This window comes from Rathayibacter sp. VKM Ac-2760, assembly GCF_009834185.1.
Classification (GTDB): Bacteria; Actinomycetota; Actinomycetes; order Actinomycetales; family Microbacteriaceae; genus Rathayibacter.
Genome location: NZ_CP047173.1, coordinates 349430 through 372268 on the forward strand (window position 1 = coordinate 349430; position 22839 = coordinate 372268).

Consider the following 22839-nt stretch of genomic DNA (forward strand, 5'->3'; position numbering starts at 1 on the left):
GATGAGAGTCACGATATATCGCGTCTTCGGCCGCGGGCAAGAGCGCTCGGCGATCACTCAGGAGCGCGCGTCTGCTAGACCGGGGGTCATGGATCCGCTCGCGGCACTGCAGGAGATCGCCGCCCTGCTCGAGCAGGAGCGCGCGTCGAAGTACCGCGCGAAGGCGTTCCGGAAGGCGCTCGCCGTGCTCGAGGGCATGGCCGAGGGCGAGCGGCGCGATCTCGCCCGCGTGCGCGCGGCGCCCGGCATCGGCGACACCACCTTCACCGTGATCAGCCAGGCGCTCGAGGGGCGCGTGCCCGACTACCTGGCCGAGCTGCGCGGCACCGCCTCGCTGCCCGAGAGCGCGCTGCGGAGCCTCCTCCGCGGTGATCTGCACAGCCACAGCGAGTGGTCGGACGGAGCGACGCCGATCGCCGCGATGGCGGACGCGGCCCGCGCGCTCGGTCACGAGTACCTCGCGCTGACCGACCACTCGCCGCGCCTGCGGGTCGCGCACGGGCTGAGCGCCGAGCGGCTGGCCGAGCAGCTCGAGCACCTGGCGGGTCTCGACACCGGCGAGCTGCGGCTCCTGAGCGGGATCGAGGTCGACGTGCTGGAGGACGGCGCGCTCGACCAGTCGGAGGAGATGCTGGCGCGGCTGGACGTCGTGGTCGCGAGCGCGCACTCGAAGCTGCGGATGCCGAGCCGCGAGATGACGGCGCGGCTGGTCGCGGCGGCGGCTCATCCGCGGACCCGCGTGCTCGGGCACGTCACCGGGCGGCTGATCAGCGGGGAGCGCGGCACTCGGCCGCCGTCGTCCTTCGACGCCGGCGCCGTCTTCCGCGCCTGCGCCGAGCACGGGACCGCGGTCGAGATCAACTCCCGCCCCGAGCGCGAGGACCCGCCGGACGAGCTGATCGCCCTGGCCCTCGACGCCGGCTGCCTCTTCTCGATCGACAGCGACGCGCACGCCCCCGGCCAGCTCGGCCTCCTCGACTACGGCGCCGAGCGCGCCGAGCGCCTCGCGGTCCCCCCGGATCGCATCGTCACGACGTGGCCCCTCCCGCGACTCCTGGAGTGGCTTGCGCCCTGATCCCCCGCCGCGAGATGCCACTTGTGCGCGCTTTCCACGGCGTGTCGCGTGCACAAGTGGCATCTCGCGGAAAGCGAAGTCTCGGGGGGTACCCCCTTGACAGGGGGAGCTAGCGCGGGGGGAGTTGCGGCGCAAGTAGTGATTTCCCAGGGTCCCGGGCGGCATGCTCGTGGGGGCCGTCCCTGTGGCGTGCCGCTCCTCCGCTCCGACAGACCAGGTGATCCGTGGCCACGCAGACCGTTCTCGACGCCGTGCGCGCGGCGCCCACCCTCCTCGAGGCCATCCGGGCGGCCGATGCGCTGACCATCGCCGCCGTCAGCGACGGGGGCGGGCGGGCGGTCCGCCTGCTCACCCGCGCGGCCCTCGACCCCGCCGACCAGCTCACCGCCATCGCCGCCGTGCACTCGCTCGCGCAGGTCTTCGACGAGGAGGCGGACCTCGCGCTCCTGCGCCTGCTCGCCGACGAGCGGGCCTTCATCCGCGAGCACGCCGCCTGGGCGTTCGGCGGACGCATGCCGCGGCCGGCCGCCGTCGGCCCGCTGCTGCGGATGATCCGCGACGGCGGCTTCGCGGGGATGCTCGCCCAGCGCACCCTGCTGCTCTGGGCGTCGTCCACCCCCGATCTCGTCGCGCTCGCGCTCGAGGGTGCGCTGATCGGTGAGCGCGACCGCGACGTCCGCGCGCGCTACGTCGAGACGATCGGCCTGGTCCCCGGCGCGATCGCCGAGCGGACCCTGCTGCACACCGCCGCCGACGAGGGCGAGGTGTTCGAGGCGCGGGCCGCGGCCGCAGACGCGCTGGGCGAGCGGCCCTCCGACGACGCCGCGCTGATGCTCGCCCGGCTCGGCGAGATGCCGGAGCCGCTCGGCCCCGTCGCGCGCGTCGCGCTCGCCGACCGCGCGATCGCCCCGGTCGCCGACGCCGGCCCCACCGTCGCGCAGCTCTTCGTGCACGCCGACATCGACGGCACCCTCACCCGCGTCGGCGCCGGCGACAACGGCGGTATCGCGACCCTCCTGGTCCGGCTCGGCGACGCGCTGACCGAGGAGGACTGCATCGACCGCGTCCTCACCCTCTCCCGCGGCACCCCGGCCGAGGCCGAGCGTGCCCTGGCCGAGCTGCCCGCGGCGGGCCACGGCTTCGCTCCGGTGCCGTTCGTCGGCGCCGCCGTGCCGATGCCGCTGGCCTGGCCGCGCCGCATCGCCGCCGAGCGCGGGATCCGGCGAATCCTCCGCGCGGCGGGCCGCGTCGACGTCCTGCACCTGCGGATGGCCGACGTCGGCTCGCTCGCCGCGGCGGCGGTCGCGCGCGAGCTCGAGATCCCCGTCGTCTTCACCGTCGCGCCCGACCCGCACGCCCTGATCGCCGGGCTCGACGCCGCGGGCACCCTCTCCCGCGCCGACTTCGGCGACCGCGACTCCGTCGAGCACTTCTGGTTCCGCGTGCGCCTCGTGCAGCGCCTCGCCGCCGACGCCGCGCACACCGTGCTCTTCCCCCGCGCCGAGCTCGCCGAGACGATGCGCGACATGCTCGGCATCGACATCACGGCGCATCCGGAGCGGCACACGATCGTCCCGGAGGGGATCGACGTGCGGCTGGTCGAGCGCGGCGAGGAGGCGGCCCGCGCCGCCGCCGCCGGCGAGTCGGTCGCACTCGACGCCGGTGACGACCTCTCCGCCCTCGACGTGCTGCTGGCCGAGCTGCCGCCGGAGCGCCGCGGTCTGCCGCTGCTGCTCAGCGTCGGCCGCCTGCACCGGGTGAAGGGCATGGCGACGCTGGCCGAGGCGTGGGCGTCGTCGCCGCTGCGCGAGCGGGCGAACCTCCTCCTGGTCGGCGGCGATCTCGCCGAGCCGACGCCCGACGAGACGGAGCAGCTCGACCGGATCCGCGCGGTCGCCGCCCGGTCCGACTCGGCGGGCGGTCTCCTGCTGGCCGGTCACCGCCCCAACGGCACGGTGGCGCGCTGGCTCGGCGCGGTGCGGCACGGCCGGCCCGGGCTCGCCGCGGCCGGTGGCGCGTACGTCTGCGCGAGTGTCAAGGAGGAGTTCGGCATCGCGCTCCTCGAGGCGCTCGCCGGGGGGCTGCCCGTGGTCGCCCCGGCGACCGGCGGCCCGGCGACCTACGTGGAGGAGGGTGTCACCGGCTTCCTGGTCGACACCTCCGATCACGAGGCGCTCGCCGTCGCCGCGTGCCTCGCGCTCGACGTCGCCGCGGGTCCGCTCGCCGAGTACTCCGCCGAGCGCGGCCGGGCCATGGTGCTCGAGCGCTACACGATCGGGGCGATGGCGCACGCGCTCTCGGCCGTCTACTGGCGGGCGACCGCGGAGCAGGAGCGCCCGCTCGGCTCGGACCTCGTGCTGGGCGCCTCGTGACCCTGCTGATCGTCAGCCCGGACTACGCCTCGCATCTGCTGCCGCTCGCGACCCTCGGCACCGCCTGGCGCGCGGCCGGGGAGCGCGTCGTGGTGGCGACGGGGGAGGCGACCCGCTCGATCGTCGACGGCTTCGGCTTCGAGCACGTCCCGCTGCGCCTCGGCCGCGGCTCCAACCCCGGCACCATCCGGGCGGAGGAGCAGGCGCCGGACGAGGGCGACTCGCTCCGGGGCTTCTTCGACGCGACCCGGCGCGGCATGGTGCCGACGCTGGAGTACCAGGCGCGCGAGCGGCTGACCGATCTGCTCTGGGACCCGGCCGGCGTCTCGGCGCGGCTGCGCGAGATCCTCGACGAGGTGCGGCCCGACGCGATCGTCGTCGACCACCTCGCCTTCACCGCGCGGGTCGCCCTGCGGGCGCTCGGCGTGCCCTACGGCGACGTGGTGCTCGGGCACCCCAGCGCACTCACCGTGCCCGGCGAGGTGTACGGCTTCCCGCCGGTCTGGCCCGACGCCTTCGCGCCGACCGGCGACGAGCTCGCCGGGCTGCGGGCGCTCTGCGAGCGGGTGCGCGACTCGTTCACCGCGGAGTGGAACGCGGCGCTGACCGCGCTCGATCCCTCCGCCGCTCCCAGCCTCGACGCCTTCGCCGAGAGCGGCGACGTGCTGCTGCTGAACTACCTCGGCGAGCTGCACGACGCGGCGCGCACCGCTCAGCTGCCGCCGCACGCCTTCCTCGGCTCGGCCGTCCGCGGCGAGCCCCGCGACGCCGAGGTGGAGGAGTGGCTGGCCGGCTCGGACGCCCCGCTCGTCTACGTGAGCTTCGGCAGCTTCCTCTCGGTGCGCGACGACGTGCTCGCGCGCGTGGTCGCGGCGCTGGCCGGAGTCTCCGTCGACGGGCGGCCGGTGCGCGTCGCCGTCGCCTCCGGCGCGACGCCGGCGTCGGCGCTCGGCGCGGTCCCCGACGGCTGGCTGGTGCGCGGCTTCCTGCCGCAGGTGACGCTGCTCGGCCGGGCCGCGCTGGCGGTCACGCACGGCGGCAACAACAGCGTGACGGAGTCGATGACGGCCGGGGTGCCGCTCGTCGTGCTGCCGTTCTCGACCGACCAGTTCGCGGGCGCGGCGGCGCTCGAGGACGCGGGGGTCGCCGAGGTGCTCGATCCGAACGCGGCCGGCGTGCCCGAGCTCGCGGACGCCGCCCGGCGGATGCTCGCGCTCGACGGTGCGGCGCGGGTGCGGCTGGACGAGCTGTCCGCGGCGCTGAGTGGGACGACCGGCCCCGAGCGGGCCTACGCGGCTCTGGCGCACGCCGCGTCGTGAGCGAGGACGAGCCCCTCGAGGACGGGCCCACCGCCGACGGGCGCTGGCTGGTCGTGAACGGCCGGCGCTGGCGCCGCACCGATCCGAGCCTCCCCGAGGACGTCGTCGAGGCGCTGAAGTCGCACCTCGGCCGCGGCCGCTCCGGCGTGCGCATCGCGAAGAAGGCCGGCGACGACGACGCCGTCGCCGCGGCCCGCCGGCGGACCGGCCTCGCCAAGCACGGCCTCGGCGAGCGCGGCCCGACGTGGTGGGACGAGCCCGAGTCGGCCCGCCTCGCCCGCGCGCAGTCGGCCCTCCGCGACCTCGACGCCCTGTGATCCCCTCCGCGAGATGCCACTTGTGAGCGCTTCCGTGGGCGTGTCGCGCTCATAAGTGGCATCTCGCGGAAGGAGGCGGGTCAGAGCAGGGACTCCGCGAGGGAGAGGGCACCTCGGACGCCGGACTCGTCGCCGAGGGCGGGCGGGACCAGGCGGAGGTGCGCCGCACCCGTGCCGTTGGCGCCGGGGGCGCCCATCAGGCGCTCCACCTCGGCCTCGGTCGCCGCGAGCAGGCCCGGCGTCTTGGCGACACCGCCGCCGACGATCGCGAGGCGCACCCCCGCGACGTAGGCCAGCGTCGTCACGAGCTGGGCCAGGTAGTAGGAGCTGAAGCGGAGGTTCGCCGCCGCGTCCTCCGGGCCGAGGCTCGAGCCGTCCACGCCCCAGCGCGCCGAGATCGCCGGGCCCGCGACGAGCCCCTCGACGCAGTCGCCGTGGAACGGGCAGGTGCCCTCGAAGCGGTCCTCCGGGTGCCGGCGCGGCAGCACGTGCGCCACCTCGGGCCAGCCGCTGCCGGCGAGCAGGCGGCCGCCGGCGATGATGCCGCCGCCGACTCCGGTGCCGACCGTGAGGTAGACGAAGTCGGGCTCGCCCCGGCCCGCCCCCCAGCGCGCCTCGCCGAGGGCGGCGCCGTTCACGTCGGTGACGAGCGCGGTCCGCGCGCCGGGGGCGGCGGCGCTGAGCGGCCCGAGCACGTCGGCGCCCTCCCAGCCGAGCTTCGGCGTCGAGGTGAGCCGGCCGTAGTCGGGCGAGGCCGGGTCGACGTCGAGCGGACCGAAGGAGGCGACGCCGATCGCCGCGACCGTGCCCTCGACGCCGTGGTCGCGGGTGAACGCGGCCAGGTCGCCGAGGGTCTCCGCGGGACCGCGGGTGGGCAGGGTCGTCTTCGCGAGGATCCGCTTGGGGTCCTCCCGCGCGGCGACCGCGGCGACGACCTTGGTGCCGCCGGTCTCGATGCCGAGGAGGAGGGCGCGGCTCTGCGCTGCGGAGGTCACCGGGTCAGCAGGACGCGACGCGGCCGACCGCGGCGGAGAGCGTGAGCTCGCTGCCCAGGACGGTCGCGTAGTCGAGGTGCAGGCGCTTCAGCGAGTCGACCGTCTCGGCCGGGACGCAGGTGGGCCGGCTGAGGGAGATCGGCGAGCCGTTCGCGGCGGCGGCCGTCGCTCCGGACAGCGCGTCGGCGAAGCCCTCGCCCGAGGCGAGGTAGGTGGTGTCCGTGAGCTCGGCCGGAGCGTAGGCCTCGTTGATCAGTCGGCTGGTGGCGTAGCGGCTCTCGCCGCCGAGGCGCTCCGTCTGCTCGACGACGCGGGACGAGGTCAGGTCGGCCTGGATTCCGGCGGAGATCGACGGCTCCTGTCCGATCACGACGGCGGTCGTGGGGTCGAGGCGGGAGATCGCGGCGCGGCCGGCCGCGTCGAGGGAGTCCTGCGCCCCGTCGACCAGCAGCACGGGCTCGCCGAGGCGCCCGGCGACCGGCGCGACCGAGAGCGCGTCCGGGAAGTTGTTGCCGGTGGCGAGGAAGACCTCGTCGGCCGAGCGGGCGGGGAACGCGTCCGCGACGAGCAGGCGCGAGGTGTCGTAGCGGTCGGTGCCGCCGATCCGCACGACGGTGCCGGCGACGGCGTCGATCTGCTGGTAGACGGCGGCGGAGACGGTCAGCTCGCTGCCGACCACGACGACCTTCTTCGGGGCGAGGCGCTGGATCTCGGCCCGCGTGACCGGGAAGAGCGCGTCCGGGTCGGTCAGCAGCAGCGCGCCGCCCTGGACCGCGGCGGCGGGTCCGGCGCTGAGCGCATCGGCCCAGCCGCCGCCGCTGGCGACGTAGAGCACCGGCACGCCGGGGTCGACGGACGCCGTGGTGGCGGCGGAGGTGGCGTAGCGGTCGCTGCCCGAGAGGCGGATCGAGGAGAACGACCACGCCTCGGGAGTGAAGTCGACGGCCGTGACGGGCCCGCCGGCGACGTCGACCCTCGTCGAGTCGCCCACCCAGTCGGTGCTCCTCCAGAACTGGTCGGCGACGGTGGGGACGCCGCTGCCGGCCGGCTTCTCGACGACGCGGACGACGTACGAGCCGTTCTCGAGGCCCGTGAGGGAGTAGTCGCCCCGGGCGCCGGACCCGAGGGTCGTCTCGGTCGAGGCGACGAGCTCAGCGTCCTGCGGGTCGTCGCCGACGTCCCAGGCCTGCACCACGAAGCGGTGCGAGCCGGCGACGGCGGGCGCCGTGACGGAGCCGCTGATCGCGCCGTCGGCGGCCATCGCCGCGGAGGCCGGCCCCGCGACGAGGCCCGTGACGGCGAGGGCGCCTACCGCGAGCGTGGACAGGGAGAGCGAGAGCGCTGAGGGCCGACGGCGAGGAGTCACGGTGAGCTTTCCGGTGGGCGCGGCGGGCCGCGGCGGACACGATGGTCGAATGCTAGTGGCCCTGAACGGCGGGCCGGTTCCCGCCGGGGTGCGGCGGCTCAGCGCCCGCTCAGCAGGTGCGGAGGTCCTTCACCTCGGCCGAGAGGGTGAGCCGGCTGCCGAGCAGGAAGACCCGGTCGAGGCTCTGGCTCTGCAGCGCCTTGCGGGTGTCGAGGGGCACGCAGTTCGGCTCGCTCAGGTACAGCGGCGAGCCGACCTTGGCGGCCGCGGGGCCGACCGCGAGGGCGTCGGCGAAGCCGGTGGCCGTCGCGAGGTACGCGGTGTCGGTGAGCGGCGAGGGCGGGTAGGCGGCGTTGAGCAGGCGGCTCGTGTCGTGCCGGTCGGAGCCCGCGATGCGGTTCACGGTGTCGGTGAGAGCGGAGGCCCTGAGGTCGGCCTCGACGCCGGCCGAGATCGTGGTCGTGCCGCCGAGGAGCTGGCCGCGGCCGGCATCGAGGCGGTCGAGGGCGGCGCGGGTCGGCGCGTCGAGCACGGGCTCCGCTCCGTCGACGAGCAGCACCGGCTGGTCGAGGCGCCCGGCGATCGGTGCGACCGACAGGGCGTCGGGGAAGTTCCCGCCCGTGGCGAGGAAGACGGTGTCGTAGTCGGCCTCGGGGAACGCGTCCTCGACGATCTTGCGCGAGGTGTCGTAGCGGTCCGAGCCGGCGATCCGGGTCGTCGGGGCGCCGAACGCGGCGATCCGCTCGTAGACGGCGTCGCTGACCGACAGTGAGCTGCCGACGACGATGATCTTCTTCGGCGTGAGGCGCTTGATCTCGGCGGCGACGACGTCCGGCAGCTCGCTCGGGTCGGTGAGGAGGAGGGCGCCGTCCTGCTTCGCGGCCGCGGGGCCGGCGCTGAGCGCGTCCGGCCAGTTCTCGCCGCTGGCGATGTAGAGGACGGGCAGGTCGTCGCCGAAGTAGGCCCTGGTCACCGCGACGGCGGTGGCGTAGCGGTCGCTTCCCTCCAGCCGCCCGGTCTCGGAGGCGAAGGCGGTCGGGATGAAGTCGACGTCGGTGCGGCCGGCGGCGGGGACGGGGACGATCGCCGCGCTGGTCAGGCGGGGCTGCTTCGGGAAGTACTGGTCGTCGTAGGAGGGGTACTGCGACTCGGCGAGGCGGAAGACCCACTCGCCGGCGGGGAGGGCCTTCTCCGCGGTGGTCCAGGCGTCGGGCGTGCCCGGGAGACCGGAGGTGCGGACCTCGTCGAACGGGTAGTAGGCCTGGGACGCGCGCTCGTACCAGTAGGGCTGCACCACGAAGTCGGTGGTCGAGACGCCCGTGACCGCGGCGGCGGTGACGGTGCCGGAGGCGGCGGTCGCGCGGGGCAGGCTGATCGCGAGGTCGGCCCGCGACTCGCCGACGCCGTCCGCCTCGACATCGATCGGGGTGTCGCCGAGCCAGGTCGGGTACCAGGTGTCGTCTCCGTCGACCGAGGCGAGGAGGTAGTAGGCCTCGTCGCCGGGGAGGGTGAGCGAGAAGGCGGCCTCGGTGGCGATCGTGCGGATCTCGGTGCCCGCGCCGTCCTCGACGCGGAGGCGGTAGGCGGCGCCGGCCGGGGCGGGGTGGGCCGCGTCGGTGTCCTCGAGCGCGATGGTGCCGGAGAGGACGATCTCGGCGGCCGGGTCGACGGCGACGTCGTCGCGCTGCGTCTTCGCGTTCGACAGCGCGCGGTCGAAGGCGTCGGTGGTCGCGCTCCGCGTCGCCGAGCCGAGGGGTGCCTCCTCCTGCGCCTGCGCCGGACCGGCGGCGAGGCCGGTGAGCAGGACGGCGGAGACGCCGAGTGCGGTGAGAGGAGCGAGCGGCCGACGGCGGCGAGGAGTCACGGCAGATCTTTCGAGAGGATCCGCGGCGGACCGCGGCGGACACGGTGCCTGAATGCTAGCCGTCGAGGTGCTTCGAGGACTCTCGCGGCTCCGTGCTGCGGACCCCCGTCCGGGGGGCTGTCGGGACCGGGTTAGGCGGCGTGGGTCTCGATACGCCGCCGGCGGCGGCTACTCGACCAGCAAGCAGCCTTGCTGGATACGCCGCCTGCGGGGGCTACTCGACCAGCAGGCGGCCTTGCTGATCGAGTAGCCCGCGCAGCGGGCGTATCGAGATCCGCGACGCCCGCCCGGCCGGCACGCGTCCTCACGCTGGGAAGCGGCTGCCGACCAGCTGCTCGGACACGTCCCAGAGCCGGCGGGCGTCCTTCGGGCGGCGCATCGGCGCCCACGGCGTCCGGCGCGCGGCCGGGCCGCCGATCACGCGGGTCGGGCCGTAGAAGCCGCCGCCCTCGGGCGCGGTCGCGGCGAGCAGGGCCGGCTGCGCCGCGCTCTCGACCGTGCCGGCGACGCCCACGCGCGCCAGCAGCTCGATCAGTCCGCGACCGCGCACCGCCCTCTGGCGGCCGAGGCCCGGCTGCGCCGCGAGGAGGTTCGTCGGCGAGATCCCGGGGTGCGCGAGAGTGCTCGTCACTCCCCAGCCGGCCGCGCGGCTCCGGGCGTCGAGCTCGAGGGCGAACAGGGCGACGGCGATCTTCGACTGCGCGTACGAGCGCATCGCGTCGTAGCGGCGCTCGCCGTCGAGGTCGTCCCAGTCGATCGCGCCGCTGCGCGCGGCGACGCTGGTCTGGTGCACCACGCGGCCGTTCCGGAGCAGCGGCAGCAGGCCGAGCGTCAGCGCGACGTGGCCGAGGTGGTTGGTGCCGAACTGCAGCTCGAAGCCGTCGGCGGTGAGCTGCCGCTGGGGCGGCTGCATCACGCCGGCGTTGTTGACGAGCAGGTCGAGCGGGCGCCCCTCGGCGAGCAGCGCGTCGGTCAGTGCGGAGACCGAGCGGAGCGAGGAGAGATCAAGCGGGCGCGTGCTCACGACGGCGCCGGGGGTCGTTGCCCGGATCGCAGCGGCGGCCGCCTCGCCCTTCGCGGCCGAGCGCACGGGCAGGATCAGCTCGGCCCCCGCCGCGGCGAGCCGGGAGGCGATCACGCGGCCGATGCCGTCGCTCGCGCCGGTGACGACGGCGAGCCGTCCGGTCTGGTCGGGGATCGGGATGCTGCGGGTCATGGGGACTCCTCGGTGCCGGTGGGCGGTCGCTGGTCGGTGTGCGTCCCATGCTCGGCCGATCCCGCGAGCGGAGGCAGGGCCCGCCGATCCACCGATCCGCGGTCCGCGTGTGGCCGCGCCCCTCAGCCCCGCGCCCCGACCACCGCGAGCAGCTCCAGCTTCCCCGCGCTCTCGCTCCCCGGGACCGCCGTGTAGACGAGCAGCCGGTGCGACTGCTCCGGGTCGAGCAGCGTCTGGCACTCCAGCTCCAGCAGCCCCACCGACGGATGCAGGAACCGCTTCGTCGCCGGCGGCCGCAGCCCCGCCTCGTGCGCGGCCCACAGCGTCCGGAACTCCTCGCTCCGCCCCGCGACCACCTCGACCAGCTCGGCCGCCCGCGAGCCGGGACCGCGAAGGGTCGCGACCTCGCGCAGCCCCGCGACGAACACCCGCGAGAGCTCGGCGCGGTCCTCCTCCGGATACGCCGCGCGGGACGCGGGGTCGGTGAACCAGCGGTAGCCGAGGCTGCGCTCGAGCCCGGTGCGGAGCGACGCGTCGCCCAGCAGCGCCGCGCCGAGCGGCGACTGCCGGAGCGTCTCGCCCAGCTCGGTGATGATCTCGGCGGGCGTGTCCTGCAGCCGGTCCAGGATGCGCAGCAGCCCCGGCCCGATGTGCTCGCCGGCACTGCCCCGGGCGGGTGGCCGGTGGCCGGCGAGCCGGAAGACGTGGTCGCGCTCGCCGAGCGAGAGGTGCAGTCCCTGCGCGATCGACGCGATCATCTGCTCCGACGGCTGCGGCCCGGTGCCGCGCTCGAGCCGCGCGTAGTAGTCGGTCGACATGTGGCAGAGCGCGGCCGCCTCCTCGCGGCGCAGGCCCGCGGTGCGGCGGCGCGGACCTCGGCCGAGCCCCACGTCCTCGGGCTGCAGCGCCTCGCGGCGGCGTCGGAGGAACGTGGCCAGGCCCTCGCGATCGATCACGGTGCCGCCTCTCGTCGGGACTCCCGTTCTACCCGAGCCCCGCCGTCGCTGCCACGGATCGACGATCCACCCCTCGCTGCGAGGCCGTCAGCAGGTCCGCATCCGAGCCACGTCGTCGGACAGGGTCTGCGGACCGCCGAGCAGCACCGGGAAGTCGAGCGCCGCGCCCTTCATCGTCCAGTAGGTGTCGTAGGGGATGCAGCCGGGCTCGCTCAGGTACAGCGGAGCGCCGAGGGCGGCCGCCGCCGGCCCGGCGGCCAGGGCGTCGGCGAAGCCGGTGGCGTTCGCCAGGAAGACCGTGTCGGTGAGCTCGCTGGGCGGGTACTCGGAGTTGAGCAGGCGGCTGGTGTCGTGGCGGTCCGACCCGCCGATGCGGCCGACGTCCTCGGCGATGCCCCGGCCCTCGAGGTCGTCTCGGATGCCGTTCGAGATCGACGGGATCCCGCCGAGCAGCCGCGCGCGCACCGGCGAGAGCCGGGCGATCGCGGCGGCGGTGGGCTCGTCGAGGAGGTCGCGGGCGCCGTCGACGAGGAGCACCGGCTCTCCGCGGCGACCGGCGATCGGCGCGACGGACAGGGCGTCGGGGAAGCTCGTGCCGGTGGCGAGGAAGACGTCCGCGAAGGAGCCCGCCGGGAACGCGTCCTCGACGATGCGGCGGGAGGTCTCGTAGCGGTCCTTCCCGGCGATGCGGGTGGTCGGCGCGAGTCGGCCGATCTCGGTGAGGACCCGATCCGACACCGTGAGGGGGCTGCCGACGACGACGATGCGGGCGGGGTCGAGTCGCCGGATCTCGTCGGCGACCACGGGAGGCAGGCGGTCCGGGTCGGTGAGCAGGAGCGCACCGCCCTGCGCGGCCGCCGCGGGGCCGGCGCTCAGGGCGTCGGGCCACGTCGCTCCGCTCGCGACGTAGAGGACGGGGAGCCCGGGGGAGAACACGGCCCGGGTCGTCTCGACGGCGGTCGCGTAGCGGTCGGAGCCGGCGATCCGGGCGACGTGCCAGAGGTACTCGGTCGGGGCGAAGTCGATGCCGGTGCGCCCGCCGACGGGGACGGTGACGACGGACGCGTCGCCGAGGCGGTCGACGCCGTCGAAGTACTCGTCGCCGAGATTGCCGATGTCGCTCTTCAGTCGGAAGACGTAGTAGCCGACGGGGAGGATGTCGTAGCCGCCGAGCTTCCAGGGGGTCTGCAGTCCGCGGCGCCCGTACAGCTGGTCGTCGTCCAGCTTCCAGAGGTAGCCCGTTCCCGGCTCCACCCACCAGGCCTGGACGTGGTAGTCCTCGTCCGGGACGTTCTGCGGGTTCGAGACGACGCCGGAGACGCTCGTGGCGCGCGGCAGGGTGATGACGAGGCCGGCGGCGGACTCGCTCACTCCGGTCGCCCGCGCCGCGACGGGGGTGTCGCCGTACCAGGTCGGCGCCCAGCTCGCGGCGACGTCGCCGACGTCCGCGCGGAGGAAGTACGGCTGGCCGGCCGGGAGGGTGAAGGAGAACGTCCGGCTGTCCTCGATCTCCGCTGCCCAGGTGCCGTCGAGGGTCTCGACGCGGAGGTAGAACGCGTAGTCGCTCGGGTCGCCCAGTCCGTCGGGGTTCGAGAGCACGACCGAGCCGGAGATCGTCACGGTCGCGTCGTCGTCCGCGCCCGAGGGCGACCACGCGCCGCCGTCGGCGCGGAGGCGCGTCGTCGTGCTCCCGGTCGTCCCGTCGGGGCGGACGAACTCCTGCGGGTCCGCCGCGGTGAGCGCGGTCTGCTCGAGGGCGACGGAGGCGGCGACCGGGGTCGAGACCGCGTCGTCGCGGGTCTCGGCGGCGGCCGGTCCGATGCCGAGACCGGTGAGCAGCACCGCGGCGGCGGAGAGGAGCGAGAGGGGGAGCAGGCGCGGGAGGCGGCGTGACGGCATGGCGGTGCTTTCCGGGGGAGTCGCGGGCGGGTCCGCGGGCGGGCGGTGCTCGAAGGCTAGCGGCGGGCTGCGGCGGCGATCGGCTCGATCCGGTCACGATCGCTGCCGGCAGGCGGTCGCCGACCGCTGCGGCGGCCGCGCACAGAACTCCTGCGCGAGCGGTCTCGATCCGGCGATTCCGTGCGCGGCCTGGCGAAAATCGCAGGATACCCGCGTGCAAGACTGGCTGCGAGCGTGCTCCACCCCGCCGTGCGGGGGACGGAGCCACTGGACCCGGTCCGCTCATCCGCATCCTTTCGCAGGAGGACTCGAATGACCGACACCGCCGTGCTCGCCACCGCCCCGACCCGTACCGCCGTCTCGAAGACGGTCCTGATGTGCCGCCCCGAGCACTTCACCGTCGTCTACCGCATCAACCCGTGGATGGACCCGCAGGTCCCCACCGACACCGCCCTCGCCGTGCGCCAGTGGCAGACGCTCTACGACACCTACGTCGGGCTGGGCTTCGACGTGCAGCTGATCGAGCCCGAGGCCGGGCTGCCCGACATGGTCTACGCCGCGAACGGCGGCTTCGTCATCGACGGCATCGCCTACGGCGCCTCCTTCACCTATCCGGAGCGCCAGCCCGAGGGCCCGGCCTACATGGACTGGTTCCGCGGCGCCGGCTTCGACGTGCGCGAGCCCGCCGAGGTCAACGAGGGCGAGGGCGACTTCCTCCTCGTCGGCGAGCGGATCCTCGCCGGCACCGGCTTCCGCTCCGCCTCGGACTCGCACGCCGAGGTCGCCCGGATCTTCGGCCGCGAGGTCGTCACCCTCGAGCTGGTGAACCCGTCGTTCTACCACCTCGACACCGCGATCGCCGTGCTCGACGACACGAACATCGCCTACCTGCCGAGCGCGTTCAGCGAGGAGGGCAACCGCGTCCTGCGCGAGCTCTACCCCGACGCGATCCTCGTCTCGGAGGAGGACGCGTCCGTCCTCGGGCTCAACTCCTTCTCCGACGGCCTCAACGTCGTCATCGCCTCGCGCGCCGCCGGCTTCGAGCGCCAGCTGCGCGAGCGCGGCTACCACCCGATCGGCGTCGACCTGTCCGAGCTGCTGCTCGGCGGCGGCGGCGTGAAGTGCTGCACGCTCGAGCTGCGGCGCTGAGCCGCACCCCTTCCGCACCACCCCTCTCCCGCACCACTCCGCGAAAGTTGTCGTACTCGGCACTCGAGTACGACAACTTCTGAGGAGTCGATCGTCCTCAGGAGGCACGACATGAGCATCACCGAGACCGACCGTTCCGCCGAGCTGATCGCCGCGGAGGAGGCGCACGCCGCGCACAACTACCACCCGCTGCCCGTCGTCGCCGCGACCGGCGAGGGCGCGTGGATCACCGACGTCGACGGCCGCCGCTACCTCGACTGCCTGGCCGCGTACTCCGCCGTCAACTTCGGCCACTCGCACCCGGTGCTGCTGGACGCGGCGCGCGCGCAGCTCTCGCGGGTCACCCTCACCAGCCGCGCTTTCCACAACGACAAGCTCGGCCCGTTCGTGACGGCGCTCGCCGCGCTCGCCGGCAAGGACATGGTCCTGCCGATGAACACGGGCGCCGAGGCGGTCGAGTCGGGCATCAAGGTCGCCCGCGCCTGGGGCTACCGGGTGAAGGGCGTCGCGCCGGGACGCGCGAACATCATCGTCGCGGCCGGCAACTTCCACGGCCGCACCACCACGATCATCTCGTTCAGCGACGACGCGGAGGCGCGCGACGGCTTCGCGCCGTTCACGCCCGGCTTCCGCACGGTGCCGTTCGGCGACGCGGCGGCCCTCGAGGCCGCGATCGACGAGGACACCGTCGCCGTGCTGATCGAGCCGATCCAGGGCGAGGCCGGCATCGTCGTGCCGCCGGCCGACTACCTGCCCGCGGTGCGCGAGATCACCGCACGGCGCAACGTGCTCTTCATCGCCGACGAGATCCAGTCCGGCCTCGGCCGCACCGGCGCGACCTTCGCCTGCGACCTCGTCGACGTCGTCCCGGACGTCTACCTGCTGGGCAAGGCGCTCGGCGGCGGCATCGTGCCCGTCTCGGCGGTCGTCGCGAACGCCGACGTGCTCGGCGTGCTCCAGCCCGGGCAGCACGGCTCGACCTTCGGCGGCAACCCGCTCGCCGCCGCGGTCGGCCTCGCCGTCGTCGAGCTGCTCGCCACCGGCGAGTACCAGGCCCTGGCCCGCGAGCGCGGCGCCCAGCTGCACGCCCGCCTCACCGCGCTGATCGGTCGCGGCGTGGTCGCCGTCCGCGGCGCCGGACTCTGGGCCGGCATCGACATCGACCCCGACCTCGCCTCCGGCCGCGCCGTCTGCGAGGCCCTGATGGCCCGCGGCGTCCTCGCCAAGGACACCCACGGCTCGACCATCCGCCTGGCCCCGCCCCTCGTCGTCACCGCCGCCGAGATCGACCACGCCGTCGACGAGCTGGAGGCCGTGCTCGACTCCCTGCGCTGACGCGCGCCCGCCCTCCCCTCCGCGAGATGCCACTTGTGACCGCCTTCCCTTACCGTTATTTCCGTGGATTCGGGGCAGTTGTAGGCTCCGGAACGCGCTAGGGGTCCCGGGTATGGCTGACCGCCTTCAGCCGTCTGATGGCATGCCGTGATTAGCCGCCTGGGACCCCGCAACGGCACGACCGCTCATTGAGAAACGCGACCAGATCGCCTCTTAAGGACATGCCGGCATGGTCGTTCACGGCGCACCGCACCCACTGAACGGAAGGACCCTGCGTGCCCCAACTCTGGGCCGGTATCGACGCCGGCAAGACCGAACACCACTGCGTCGTCATCGACGGCAACGGAGCCAAGCTGCTCTCGCAACGGTTCAAGAACCGTGAGACGGCGATCCTGACCCTGATGGGCGATGTCGCGTCCTTGCCGGGCGGCACAGACGTCGCCTGGGCGACGGACCTGAACCACGGCGGGACGGGGCTTTTGCAGACGCTGCTCAGCTCGCATGCGCAGCCGCTGTTCTACATCTCGGGCCGGATAGTGCACCACGCCTCGGGCGCGTACCGGGGTGAGGCGAAGACGGACGCGAAGGACGCGGTCATCATCGCCGACCAGGCGCGGACCCGTCGAGATGTGACGCTGATGCGTCAGGCCGACGAGGTCACCGCGGAGCTGCGCCTGCTCTCGGCGCGCCGGGAGGATCTGGTGCACGATCGCACCCGGGCCGTGAACCGGCTGCGCGCCATCCTGGTCCACTACTTCCCGTCGCTTGAGGGGGCGTTCAACTACGCGACGACCAGGGGACCGTTGGTGCTGCTCACCCGGTACGCGACCCCCGGAGCGATCCGGCGGATGGGGGAGGCGCGGCTGGCGTCGTGGTTGAAGGGGCAGGGCTGCTGGAAGTCCGCGGCCGTGGCGAAGGCAGCGGTCGACGCTGCTCGCGAGCAGACGTCAGTCGTCGTGGGGGAGGGGGCAGCAGCGCGGCTGGTCAGCCGGTCCGCGCGTGATCTGCTCCGCATCCGCGACGAGGTCGCCGAGCTCGACGCGGAGATCGACGCCGCTTTGCAGGACAGCAGGGCCGCGGATCTGCTGGTGTCCATCCCGGGGTTCGGGCGCAGGCTCGCCGCGGATTTCCTCGCCGCGACCGGTACCGACCTCGCCGCGTTTGAGACGCCTGACAGGCTGGCCAGCTTCGCCGGTCTCGCCCCGGTGCCGCGCGATTCCGGGAAGATCTCCGGCAATCACCACCGGCCACGGCGTTACGACCGGCGGCTGTTGAACGCCTGCTTCCAGGCAGCGTTCATCGCGTCGAGAAACTGCCCGGTCTCGCGCTCGTTCTACGAACGGAAACGCCACGAGGGGAAGTCGCACAAGCAGGCGCTGATCGCTCTCGCGCGGCGCCGCATCAACGTCATCTGGGCGATCTTCCGTGACCAGACCACCTACAACCCCACCCCGACCCGGCCGAACGACCCCGTCACCCCACTTCCGCAGCACGGTCCAGATTCGCTATTGAGGAAGAGAACCGCTCCCGCTCTCGCGGCCGTTTGAAGCGTCCGGGCGAGCTCGGCCTGGATCCGGGCTGCGGGCACCCCTTGGAGCTCCCATCGGTCTTCGCGGAGGTCGCGCTCGTTCGGCGGGTGGACCCGTCAGTGGCGACGAGGAGGGATCGGGTGATGGTGTTCTGCATGAGGCCGGTGAGGGTGCATCGATGATGCTCATCGCGCGCCTCCGAGCCAGAGTCCTGTTGCTGCGGCGATGACGCTGAGGAGGAGCGTGCCGAGGGCGTTGGTGGCGGAGGCGAGGCGGCGTCTTTCGGCGAGGAGGCGGACGGTTTCGAGGCTGGCGGTGGAGAAGGTGGTGTAGCCGCCGAGGAAGCCGGTGCCGAGGACGAGTCGCCACGGCTCGGGGGCGAGGCCTGCGAGGGCGAGGCCGGTGATCAGGCCGAGGAGGAGTGATCCGGTGACGTTGATGACGGTGGTGCCCCAGGGGTAGGCGCCGCCGGTGCGGGCTTTGATGAGCCCGTCGAGGAGGAGCCGTGTTGCGGCTCCGATTCCGCCGGCGAGGGAGAGCGCGAGGAACAGTGCGGGTGTCATGCCGGCACCTTCCTCTGCGTGCGTCGCGGGTGGAGTGCTGCGGCGAGGGCGATTCCGGTCCAGGACGCGAGGGCACCGAGGAGGACGGTGCCGAGCGCGTAGAGGGCGGCGGGTGCGGGGTGTCCTGTGGTGAGCAGGTGGGCGGTGTCGGTGGCGAGGGTGCTGTAGGTGGTGAAGCCTCCGAGCGCTCCGGTACCGAGTAGCAGCCGTGCGGTGCGGCGTCGGCCTTCGTCGCTGCCGGCTCTGGCGAGGCTCTCCAGGAGTACGCCGAGCAGGAGCGCGCCGACGATGTTGATGGCGAAGATGACGGTGTCGAAGGCGGGATCGGCGGGGAAGGTGAGGGTCAGGCCCTCCCGCGCCCCGGTCCCGACTGTGCCGCCGGCGGCGACGAGGAGGAGGTACCGGAGGCGCAGGTGCACGGGTCGTGGCGTCCCGTCGGGGGCGTCGTCGCCGTCGAGGTCGCTGTCGACCGGCAGCTCGGGGTCGGGGTCCGGGGGGCGGTGACGGTGGCGGTCGTCAGTCACGGGGAGTGGGACCTTTCGGGAGGGGGCGGGTCAGTGGGTGAGGCCGTAGTGCAGCGTGGGGTCGAGGTGTTCGATGTCGACGAGGCGGTTGTACTTCGCGACCCTCTCGCCGCGCGCGGGGGCGCCGGATTTGATCTGCCCGACTCCGGTTCCCACCGAGAGGTCGGCGATGAAGGTGTCGAGGGTCTCGCCGGAGCGGTGGGAGACCATGCAGCGCATGCCGGCGTCGTGCGCGGCCGCGATCGCGTCGAGGGTGCCGGTGATGGTGCCGATCTGGTTGGGCTTGATGAGTGCGGCGTTGGAGTAGCCGTTGCGGGCTCCGTCGCGGATGCGGTCGGCGTCGGTGACGTAGAGGTCGTCTCCCACGAGCTGCACCCGGTCGCTGATGGTGTGGGCGAGGAGGGCCCAGCCCTCGTGGTCGTCCTCGGCGAAGCCGTCCTCGATGCTGCGGATCGGGTAGTCGGCGATCAGCTTCTCGTAGTAGCGGGCGAGTGCGTCGCGGTCGAGGTCGGTGCCGGCGACGGTGTAGTGGCCGTCGCCGTGGAAGAAGCCGTTCGCGGCGGGATCCATCGCGATCGCGATGTCACTGGTGCCGGGCTGGTATCCGGCGTCGGTGATCGCTGTGACGAGGAGGTCCAGGGCGTCTTCGGGCCGGTCGATGGGGGGCGCGAAGCCGCCCTCGTCGCCGAGCCCGGAGGTGCCGTAGGCGGTGCGGACGCGGGCGGCGAGGGCGTGATAGATCTCGGCGCCGATCTGCACGGCTTCCTCCTCGGTGCTGGCGGAGACGGGGGCGATCATGAACTCTTGGAAGTCGAGGCCGTTCGCGGCGTGCGCGCCGCCGTTGATGACGTTGAAGTGCGGGACGGGCAGGGAGGCGGTCGCCTCGGTGTGATCGGCGATCCACCGGTGCAGGGGCAGGCCGGTGCGCGCTGCGAGGGCGCGGGCGGCTGCGATGGAGACGGCGACGACGGAGTTCGCTCCGAGGCGGGCGAGGTTCGCGGTTCCATCCAGTGCTCGCAGCGCTTCGTCGATCTCGCGAAGCGAGGTCCAGGAGTGCTCGAGCAGGAGGGCGCGGATCTCGCCGTCGACGGCCGCGACAGCGGAGCGGACTCCGCGTCCGCCGAACGCGGGGCCGCCGTCGCGCAGCTCGACCGCTTCGAACGCGCCGGTCGAGGCGCCCGCGGGGGCGGAGGCGTCCAGGACGGTGTCGTCGTCCAGACGCAGGGTGACGGCGACGGTCGGGAAGCCGCGGGAGTCGAGGATCTGCCGTGCGGCGACGTCGGTGATGACCAGCGGGTGTCCGGCGGGGTGGGTGACGTACTCGCCCGATCCGTGGATGCTGGTGCGGGTGTGGCTGATGTAGGCGTTCATCAGGTTCCTCCTTCGTGGGCGAGCGTGATCGCCGCCCGGTCGGCTCTTGCGGGGTCGAGGTAGCGTCCGCTCCTCGAGATCGGTGTCCCGGACGGCCCGGTGTCGTACAGGTACGGCTGACCGGTCGGGATGTTCAGATCGCGGACCGCGGCATCGTCGAGGTCCTCGAGAAGGGCGCGCAGCGCGCGCAGGGAGTTGCCGTGCCCGACGATGAGCACCGTCTCGCCCTCCTCGAGGGCGGGCAGGATGCGCTCCTCGAGGAGCGGCTGCAGTCGGTGGACGACGTCGCGCAACGACTCCGTCTCCGTCATCGCCTCGGCCGGCTGCCCACGGAACGCCGCGGACCTGTGCAGCTGCGCGAAGGCGGCGGCGGACAGAGCAGGCGGGCAGACGTCCATCGACCGGCGCCACTCCAGGAAGGCGTCGGCCCCGTACTGGGCTCTGACGGCGCTTTTGGACAGGCCGGTGAGCGCTCCGTAGTTGCGCTCGTTCAGCCGCCACTGGGCCGCGACGATCCGCGGCCGCACTGGAAGGGCGCCGGCGATGATCCGGGCCGATTCGGTGGAGCGTTGCAGGGTCGACGTGAGGATCAGATCGGGGTCGATCGATGCGTCCCTCAGTAGCGTCGCGGCCTGTCGCGCTTCGTCACGTCCGAGGTCGGTGAGGGGAACGTCGAGGACGCCGCAGAAGAGACCGTCGGCGTTGCCGGTGCTCTCACCGTGGCGCACGAGGACGAGCGGGGGATGCGCGGGCATGGGTCACCTACCTGGTCTCTGATCGAGAAGGTAGGAACCATCAGCCTCGGCGGCAGTTCGAGCTCACGCTCGGGCGGGATCCATCGCCACTGCCGTCAGCCTACGCCCGCACCTCGGTCAGGACCAGGGCAGCGGCTCCGAATCATCGACCGGGGAGAGGGGGATCATGAGGACCGGCTGGTGCTGACGGTGAGCGAGACGGGCGCCGACGGCGCCGGAGAAGACCTCCTGCACGGTGCGACGCAGAGACGGCTCCTTCGTGCCGACAATGATCATGACCGCATCGACACGGTCCGCGAGCGTCGCCAGAGCGTGTGCAACGTCACCGGCCATCTGATGCGTCTGCCACGGGACACGGTCACCGACGATCCGGTCAAGCCGCTCGAGGATCGCAGGATCGAACGGATCCTCGCTGCTGTCAGCGGCATCCGAATCTAACGGCATCGACCGCTCGACCAGCGGATCCTCCCCGAACTGCCCGTCGATGACGTACCGGCCCGTGTCCACCTGCACGAACTCCAACCGCCCCCCGAAACGCACGGCGAAGCGCAGCGCTTCCTGAATCACCGCTTCCGGCTGATCCGCCTGCACCCCGACCACGATCGCGTCCTCAGCCATCACGCGCACCTTTCCGATCCTCGTGCGCTCGGACGGAGAACAGTGACGCCGTACGGATCACAGTTGCTCCTATCTCCGCGCACACCACTGACAGAGATAGGGACTGTTGTCGACGTCGTCGAGGTTGGGTCCGGCGAGCCCCACCGCCGGAACGCACTGCGTTGATCTCAGTGTGCACCCGCGCCGCCCCGCCCGCACCTGCAGTCAGGTCGCCGTCCGCTGGAGCCAGTGGAGTGTCGCAGATGCACTGCGGGCGACACCGGTACCTTCCTCCCGGGTCTGGTCCCCGCCAGCTGCCCGCGCGTACACGCGCGGACGCTGCGGCGTACCCGAATCGCCTGCTACTGACCAAGCGCGCCTCGGGAACGAACGGCGGGATCACGCTCGACCCGACGATCGGGGTGTCGTCGAGGATGGCACGCGGTCGAACCGATCACCACGGAGACCACCGCGCGCGAGACGGTGAGAAGCAGCTCAGGCGCAAGGGGTCTCGGATCGTCGTTGTCGCGGTTCACTCACTGCATGGATGGTCTGCCCTTCGTTGTTCTCGTCGTCATCTTTCTCGCCGCCGCCGCAGTGGTGTGGATCGCCGGCATCCAGTTATCGAAGGCCACGGACGTTCTGGACGCGCGTCTGCACCTGGGGAGTGCGCTGGGCGGTCTGATCGTTCTCGCCGTCGCGACGAACCTGCCGGAGATCGCGATCACCGTGTCCGCCGCGCTCTCCGGGAACCTGGACGTCGCGGTCGGCAACATTCTCGGCGGCATCGCACTGCAGACCGTGGTCCTCGTCGTCCTCGACCTGTTCGGCAAGCGTGGAAAGGGTGCGAAGCCGCTCACCTACCGTGCCGCGTCCCTCACACTCGTGCTCGAGGGGCTCGTGGTCGTCGCGGTGCTCGCCGTCGTCATCGCCGGCAGTCAGCTGCCCTCCGGACTGGAAGTGCTGCGACTGACCCCGGACGTCGTCCTCATCGCCGGCCTCTGGGTCGTGGGGCTGCTGCTCGTGCAACGCTCCGGCAAGCACCTCCCCTGGCACGAGGACGGGCGGGCCCCCGACGCGACAGCATCCCCCGCGAAGAAGAAGACGCACCCGATGAGCACACGCAAGGCGACCATCGTGTTCACGATCTCCGCCGCGGCGACCCTCCTCGCCGGTGTCGTGCTCGAGCGCGCCGGTGATGCAGCATCCTCGCAGCTCGGTTTCTCAGGGGTGCTGTTCGGAGCCACCGTGCTCGCTCTCGCCACCTCCCTCCCCGAGATCTCGACCGGGCTGCAAGCCATCAAGCAGGGCGACGACAACCTCGCCATCAGCGACATCTTCGGCGGCAACGCCTTCCTCCCCGTCCTGTTCCTCGTCGCCACCGTCCTCTCCGGCACCGCAGTCCTCCCGCAGGCGAACTCGTCCGACATCTACCTCACCGCTCTCGCCGCCCTGCTCACCCTCGTCTACATCGTCGGACTGATCTTCCGACCCACCCGCCGCATCGCCGGCATGGGAATCGACTCGTTGATCGTGCTCGCGCTCTACACCGTCGGCATCGGCGGGCTCTTCGCCATCACCGCGAAATGACGTCCGCCGTGTGCAGATCGACCAGATCGCTGCAGCTGGAGCAGACA

The 22839-nt window shown here is 73.2% G+C and carries 19 protein-coding genes and 1 riboswitch; of the genes, 8 read left to right on the top strand and 11 right to left on the bottom strand.

Features of this window, described 5'->3' with window-relative positions; all coding sequences use genetic code 11:
• The first annotated feature begins 88 nt into the window (after nt 1-88).
• From GSU72_RS01505 to GSU72_RS01520, 4 genes are all read left to right on the top strand, one after another.
• Entirely contained in the window at nt 89-1075 is a 987-nt protein-coding gene (locus tag GSU72_RS01505) for a PHP domain-containing protein (RefSeq protein ID WP_159983122.1), read from the top strand.
• A 224-nt stretch (nt 1076-1299) separates the two neighbouring features.
• The gene (locus GSU72_RS01510; protein ID WP_159983124.1) at nt 1300-3447 is read left to right on the top strand and encodes a glycosyltransferase; all 2148 of its coding nucleotides are present in this window, start codon (nt 1300-1302) and stop codon (nt 3445-3447) included.
• Complete coding sequence (locus tag GSU72_RS01515) at nt 3444-4766, top strand: glycosyltransferase (protein ID WP_159983126.1); 1323 nt, start codon at nt 3444-3446, stop codon at nt 4764-4766. The genes GSU72_RS01510 and GSU72_RS01515 overlap by 4 nt, the downstream gene beginning before the upstream one ends.
• Complete coding sequence (locus GSU72_RS01520) at nt 4763-5083, top strand: biopolymer transporter Tol (protein ID WP_159983128.1); 321 nt, start codon at nt 4763-4765, stop codon at nt 5081-5083. The genes GSU72_RS01515 and GSU72_RS01520 overlap by 4 nt, the downstream gene beginning before the upstream one ends.
• 80 nt (nt 5084-5163) lie before the next feature.
• Here GSU72_RS01520 and GSU72_RS01525 read toward each other — a convergent pair whose 3' ends face one another.
• From GSU72_RS01525 to GSU72_RS01550, 6 genes are all read right to left on the bottom strand, one after another.
• Complete coding sequence (locus tag GSU72_RS01525; protein WP_159983130.1) at nt 5164-6078, bottom strand: ROK family protein; 915 nt, start codon at nt 6076-6078, stop codon at nt 5164-5166.
• 4 nt (nt 6079-6082) lie between these two features.
• Entirely contained in the window at nt 6083-7444 is a 1362-nt protein-coding gene (locus tag GSU72_RS01530; protein ID WP_159983132.1) for a cell wall-binding repeat-containing protein, read from the bottom strand.
• Between the two features lie 109 nt (nt 7445-7553).
• Nucleotides 7554-9308 (bottom strand): cell wall-binding repeat-containing protein, encoded by a 1755-nt coding sequence (locus GSU72_RS01535; RefSeq protein WP_159983134.1) that lies wholly within the window; start codon nt 9306-9308, stop codon nt 7554-7556.
• 304 nt (nt 9309-9612) lie between these two features.
• A complete protein-coding gene (locus GSU72_RS01540; protein ID WP_159983136.1) occupies nt 9613-10524 on the bottom strand; it encodes an SDR family oxidoreductase in 912 nt (303 codons plus the stop codon).
• A 122-nt stretch (nt 10525-10646) separates the two neighbouring features.
• Nucleotides 10647-11480 (bottom strand): helix-turn-helix transcriptional regulator, encoded by an 834-nt coding sequence (locus GSU72_RS01545; protein ID WP_159983138.1) that lies wholly within the window; start codon nt 11478-11480, stop codon nt 10647-10649.
• Nucleotides 11481-11567: 87 nt separating this feature from the next.
• Nucleotides 11568-13379 (bottom strand): cell wall-binding repeat-containing protein, encoded by a 1812-nt coding sequence (locus GSU72_RS01550; RefSeq protein WP_159983140.1) that lies wholly within the window; start codon nt 13377-13379, stop codon nt 11568-11570.
• Nucleotides 13380-13691: 312 nt separating this feature from the next.
• Between GSU72_RS01550 and ddaH the strand changes: the two genes are divergently transcribed.
• From ddaH to GSU72_RS01565, 3 genes are all read left to right on the top strand, one after another.
• A complete protein-coding gene (gene ddaH, locus GSU72_RS01555; protein ID WP_159983142.1) occupies nt 13692-14528 on the top strand; it encodes a dimethylargininase in 837 nt (278 codons plus the stop codon).
• 111 nt (nt 14529-14639) lie between these two features.
• Entirely contained in the window at nt 14640-15863 is a 1224-nt protein-coding gene (gene rocD, locus GSU72_RS01560) for an ornithine--oxo-acid transaminase (RefSeq protein WP_159983144.1), read from the top strand.
• A 275-nt stretch (nt 15864-16138) separates the two neighbouring features.
• Nucleotides 16139-17410, top strand: coding sequence for an IS110 family transposase (locus GSU72_RS01565; protein WP_244255929.1), 1272 nt, complete (start codon nt 16139-16141; stop codon nt 17408-17410).
• A 167-nt stretch (nt 17411-17577) separates the two neighbouring features.
• Here the strand turns inward: GSU72_RS01565 and crcB are convergent, their stop codons facing one another.
• The 5 genes from crcB to GSU72_RS01590 all read right to left on the bottom strand — a co-directional run bounded on the left by crcB (nt 17578) and on the right by GSU72_RS01590 (nt 21223).
• Nucleotides 17578-17955, bottom strand: a complete 378-nt coding sequence (gene crcB, locus GSU72_RS01570) for a fluoride efflux transporter CrcB (protein WP_159983145.1) — start codon at nt 17953-17955, stop codon at nt 17578-17580.
• Nucleotides 17952-18479: a CrcB family protein gene (locus tag GSU72_RS01575; RefSeq protein WP_243600778.1), complete on the bottom strand. Its 528-nt coding sequence runs from the start codon at nt 18477-18479 to the stop codon at nt 17952-17954. Before GSU72_RS01575 ends, crcB begins: the two co-directional genes overlap by 4 nt.
• A 30-nt stretch (nt 18480-18509) precedes the next feature.
• A complete protein-coding gene (eno, locus tag GSU72_RS01580) occupies nt 18510-19850 on the bottom strand; it encodes a phosphopyruvate hydratase (RefSeq protein WP_159983146.1) in 1341 nt (446 codons plus the stop codon).
• Nucleotides 19850-20605 carry a 2,3-diphosphoglycerate-dependent phosphoglycerate mutase gene (locus GSU72_RS01585; protein WP_159983147.1) on the bottom strand — a complete coding sequence of 252 codons (756 nt, stop codon included), beginning with the start codon at nt 20603-20605 and terminating at the stop codon, nt 19850-19852. The genes eno and GSU72_RS01585 overlap by 1 nt, the downstream gene beginning before the upstream one ends.
• A gap of 24 nt (nt 20606-20629) precedes the next feature.
• Nucleotides 20630-20702: riboswitch (Fluoride riboswitch) on the bottom strand.
• Between the two features lie 20 nt (nt 20703-20722).
• Nucleotides 20723-21223: a universal stress protein gene (locus GSU72_RS01590; protein WP_159983148.1), complete on the bottom strand. Its 501-nt coding sequence runs from the start codon at nt 21221-21223 to the stop codon at nt 20723-20725.
• 522 nt (nt 21224-21745) lie between these two features.
• Between GSU72_RS01590 and GSU72_RS01595 the strand changes: the two genes are divergently transcribed.
• Nucleotides 21746-22792, top strand: a complete 1047-nt coding sequence (locus GSU72_RS01595) for a sodium:calcium antiporter (RefSeq protein ID WP_159983149.1) — start codon at nt 21746-21748, stop codon at nt 22790-22792.
• Nucleotides 22793-22839: the final 47 nt, after the last annotated feature.

What these genes read in the sequence shown, in the direction of transcription:
- GSU72_RS01595 (WP_159983149.1), top strand. Translation starts at nt 21,746, where the DNA reads ATGGATGGTCTGCCCTTCGTTGTTCTCGTCGTCATCTTTCTCGCCGCC.
- GSU72_RS01550 (WP_159983140.1), bottom strand. Translation starts at nt 13,379, where the DNA reads ATGCCGTCACGCCGCCTCCCGCGCCTGCTCCCCCTCTCGCTCCTCTCC.
- GSU72_RS01590 (WP_159983148.1), bottom strand. Translation starts at nt 21,223, where the DNA reads ATGGCTGAGGACGCGATCGTGGTCGGGGTGCAGGCGGATCAGCCGGAA.
- eno (WP_159983146.1), bottom strand. Translation starts at nt 19,850, where the DNA reads ATGAACGCCTACATCAGCCACACCCGCACCAGCATCCACGGATCGGGC.
- crcB (WP_159983145.1), bottom strand. Translation starts at nt 17,955, where the DNA reads ATGACACCCGCACTGTTCCTCGCGCTCTCCCTCGCCGGCGGAATCGGA.
- GSU72_RS01540 (WP_159983136.1), bottom strand. Translation starts at nt 10,524, where the DNA reads ATGACCCGCAGCATCCCGATCCCCGACCAGACCGGACGGCTCGCCGTC.
- GSU72_RS01505 (WP_159983122.1), top strand. Translation starts at nt 89, where the DNA reads ATGGATCCGCTCGCGGCACTGCAGGAGATCGCCGCCCTGCTCGAGCAG.
- ddaH (WP_159983142.1), top strand. Translation starts at nt 13,692, where the DNA reads ATGACCGACACCGCCGTGCTCGCCACCGCCCCGACCCGTACCGCCGTC.
- GSU72_RS01585 (WP_159983147.1), bottom strand. Translation starts at nt 20,605, where the DNA reads ATGCCCGCGCATCCCCCGCTCGTCCTCGTGCGCCACGGTGAGAGCACC.
- rocD (WP_159983144.1), top strand. Translation starts at nt 14,640, where the DNA reads ATGAGCATCACCGAGACCGACCGTTCCGCCGAGCTGATCGCCGCGGAG.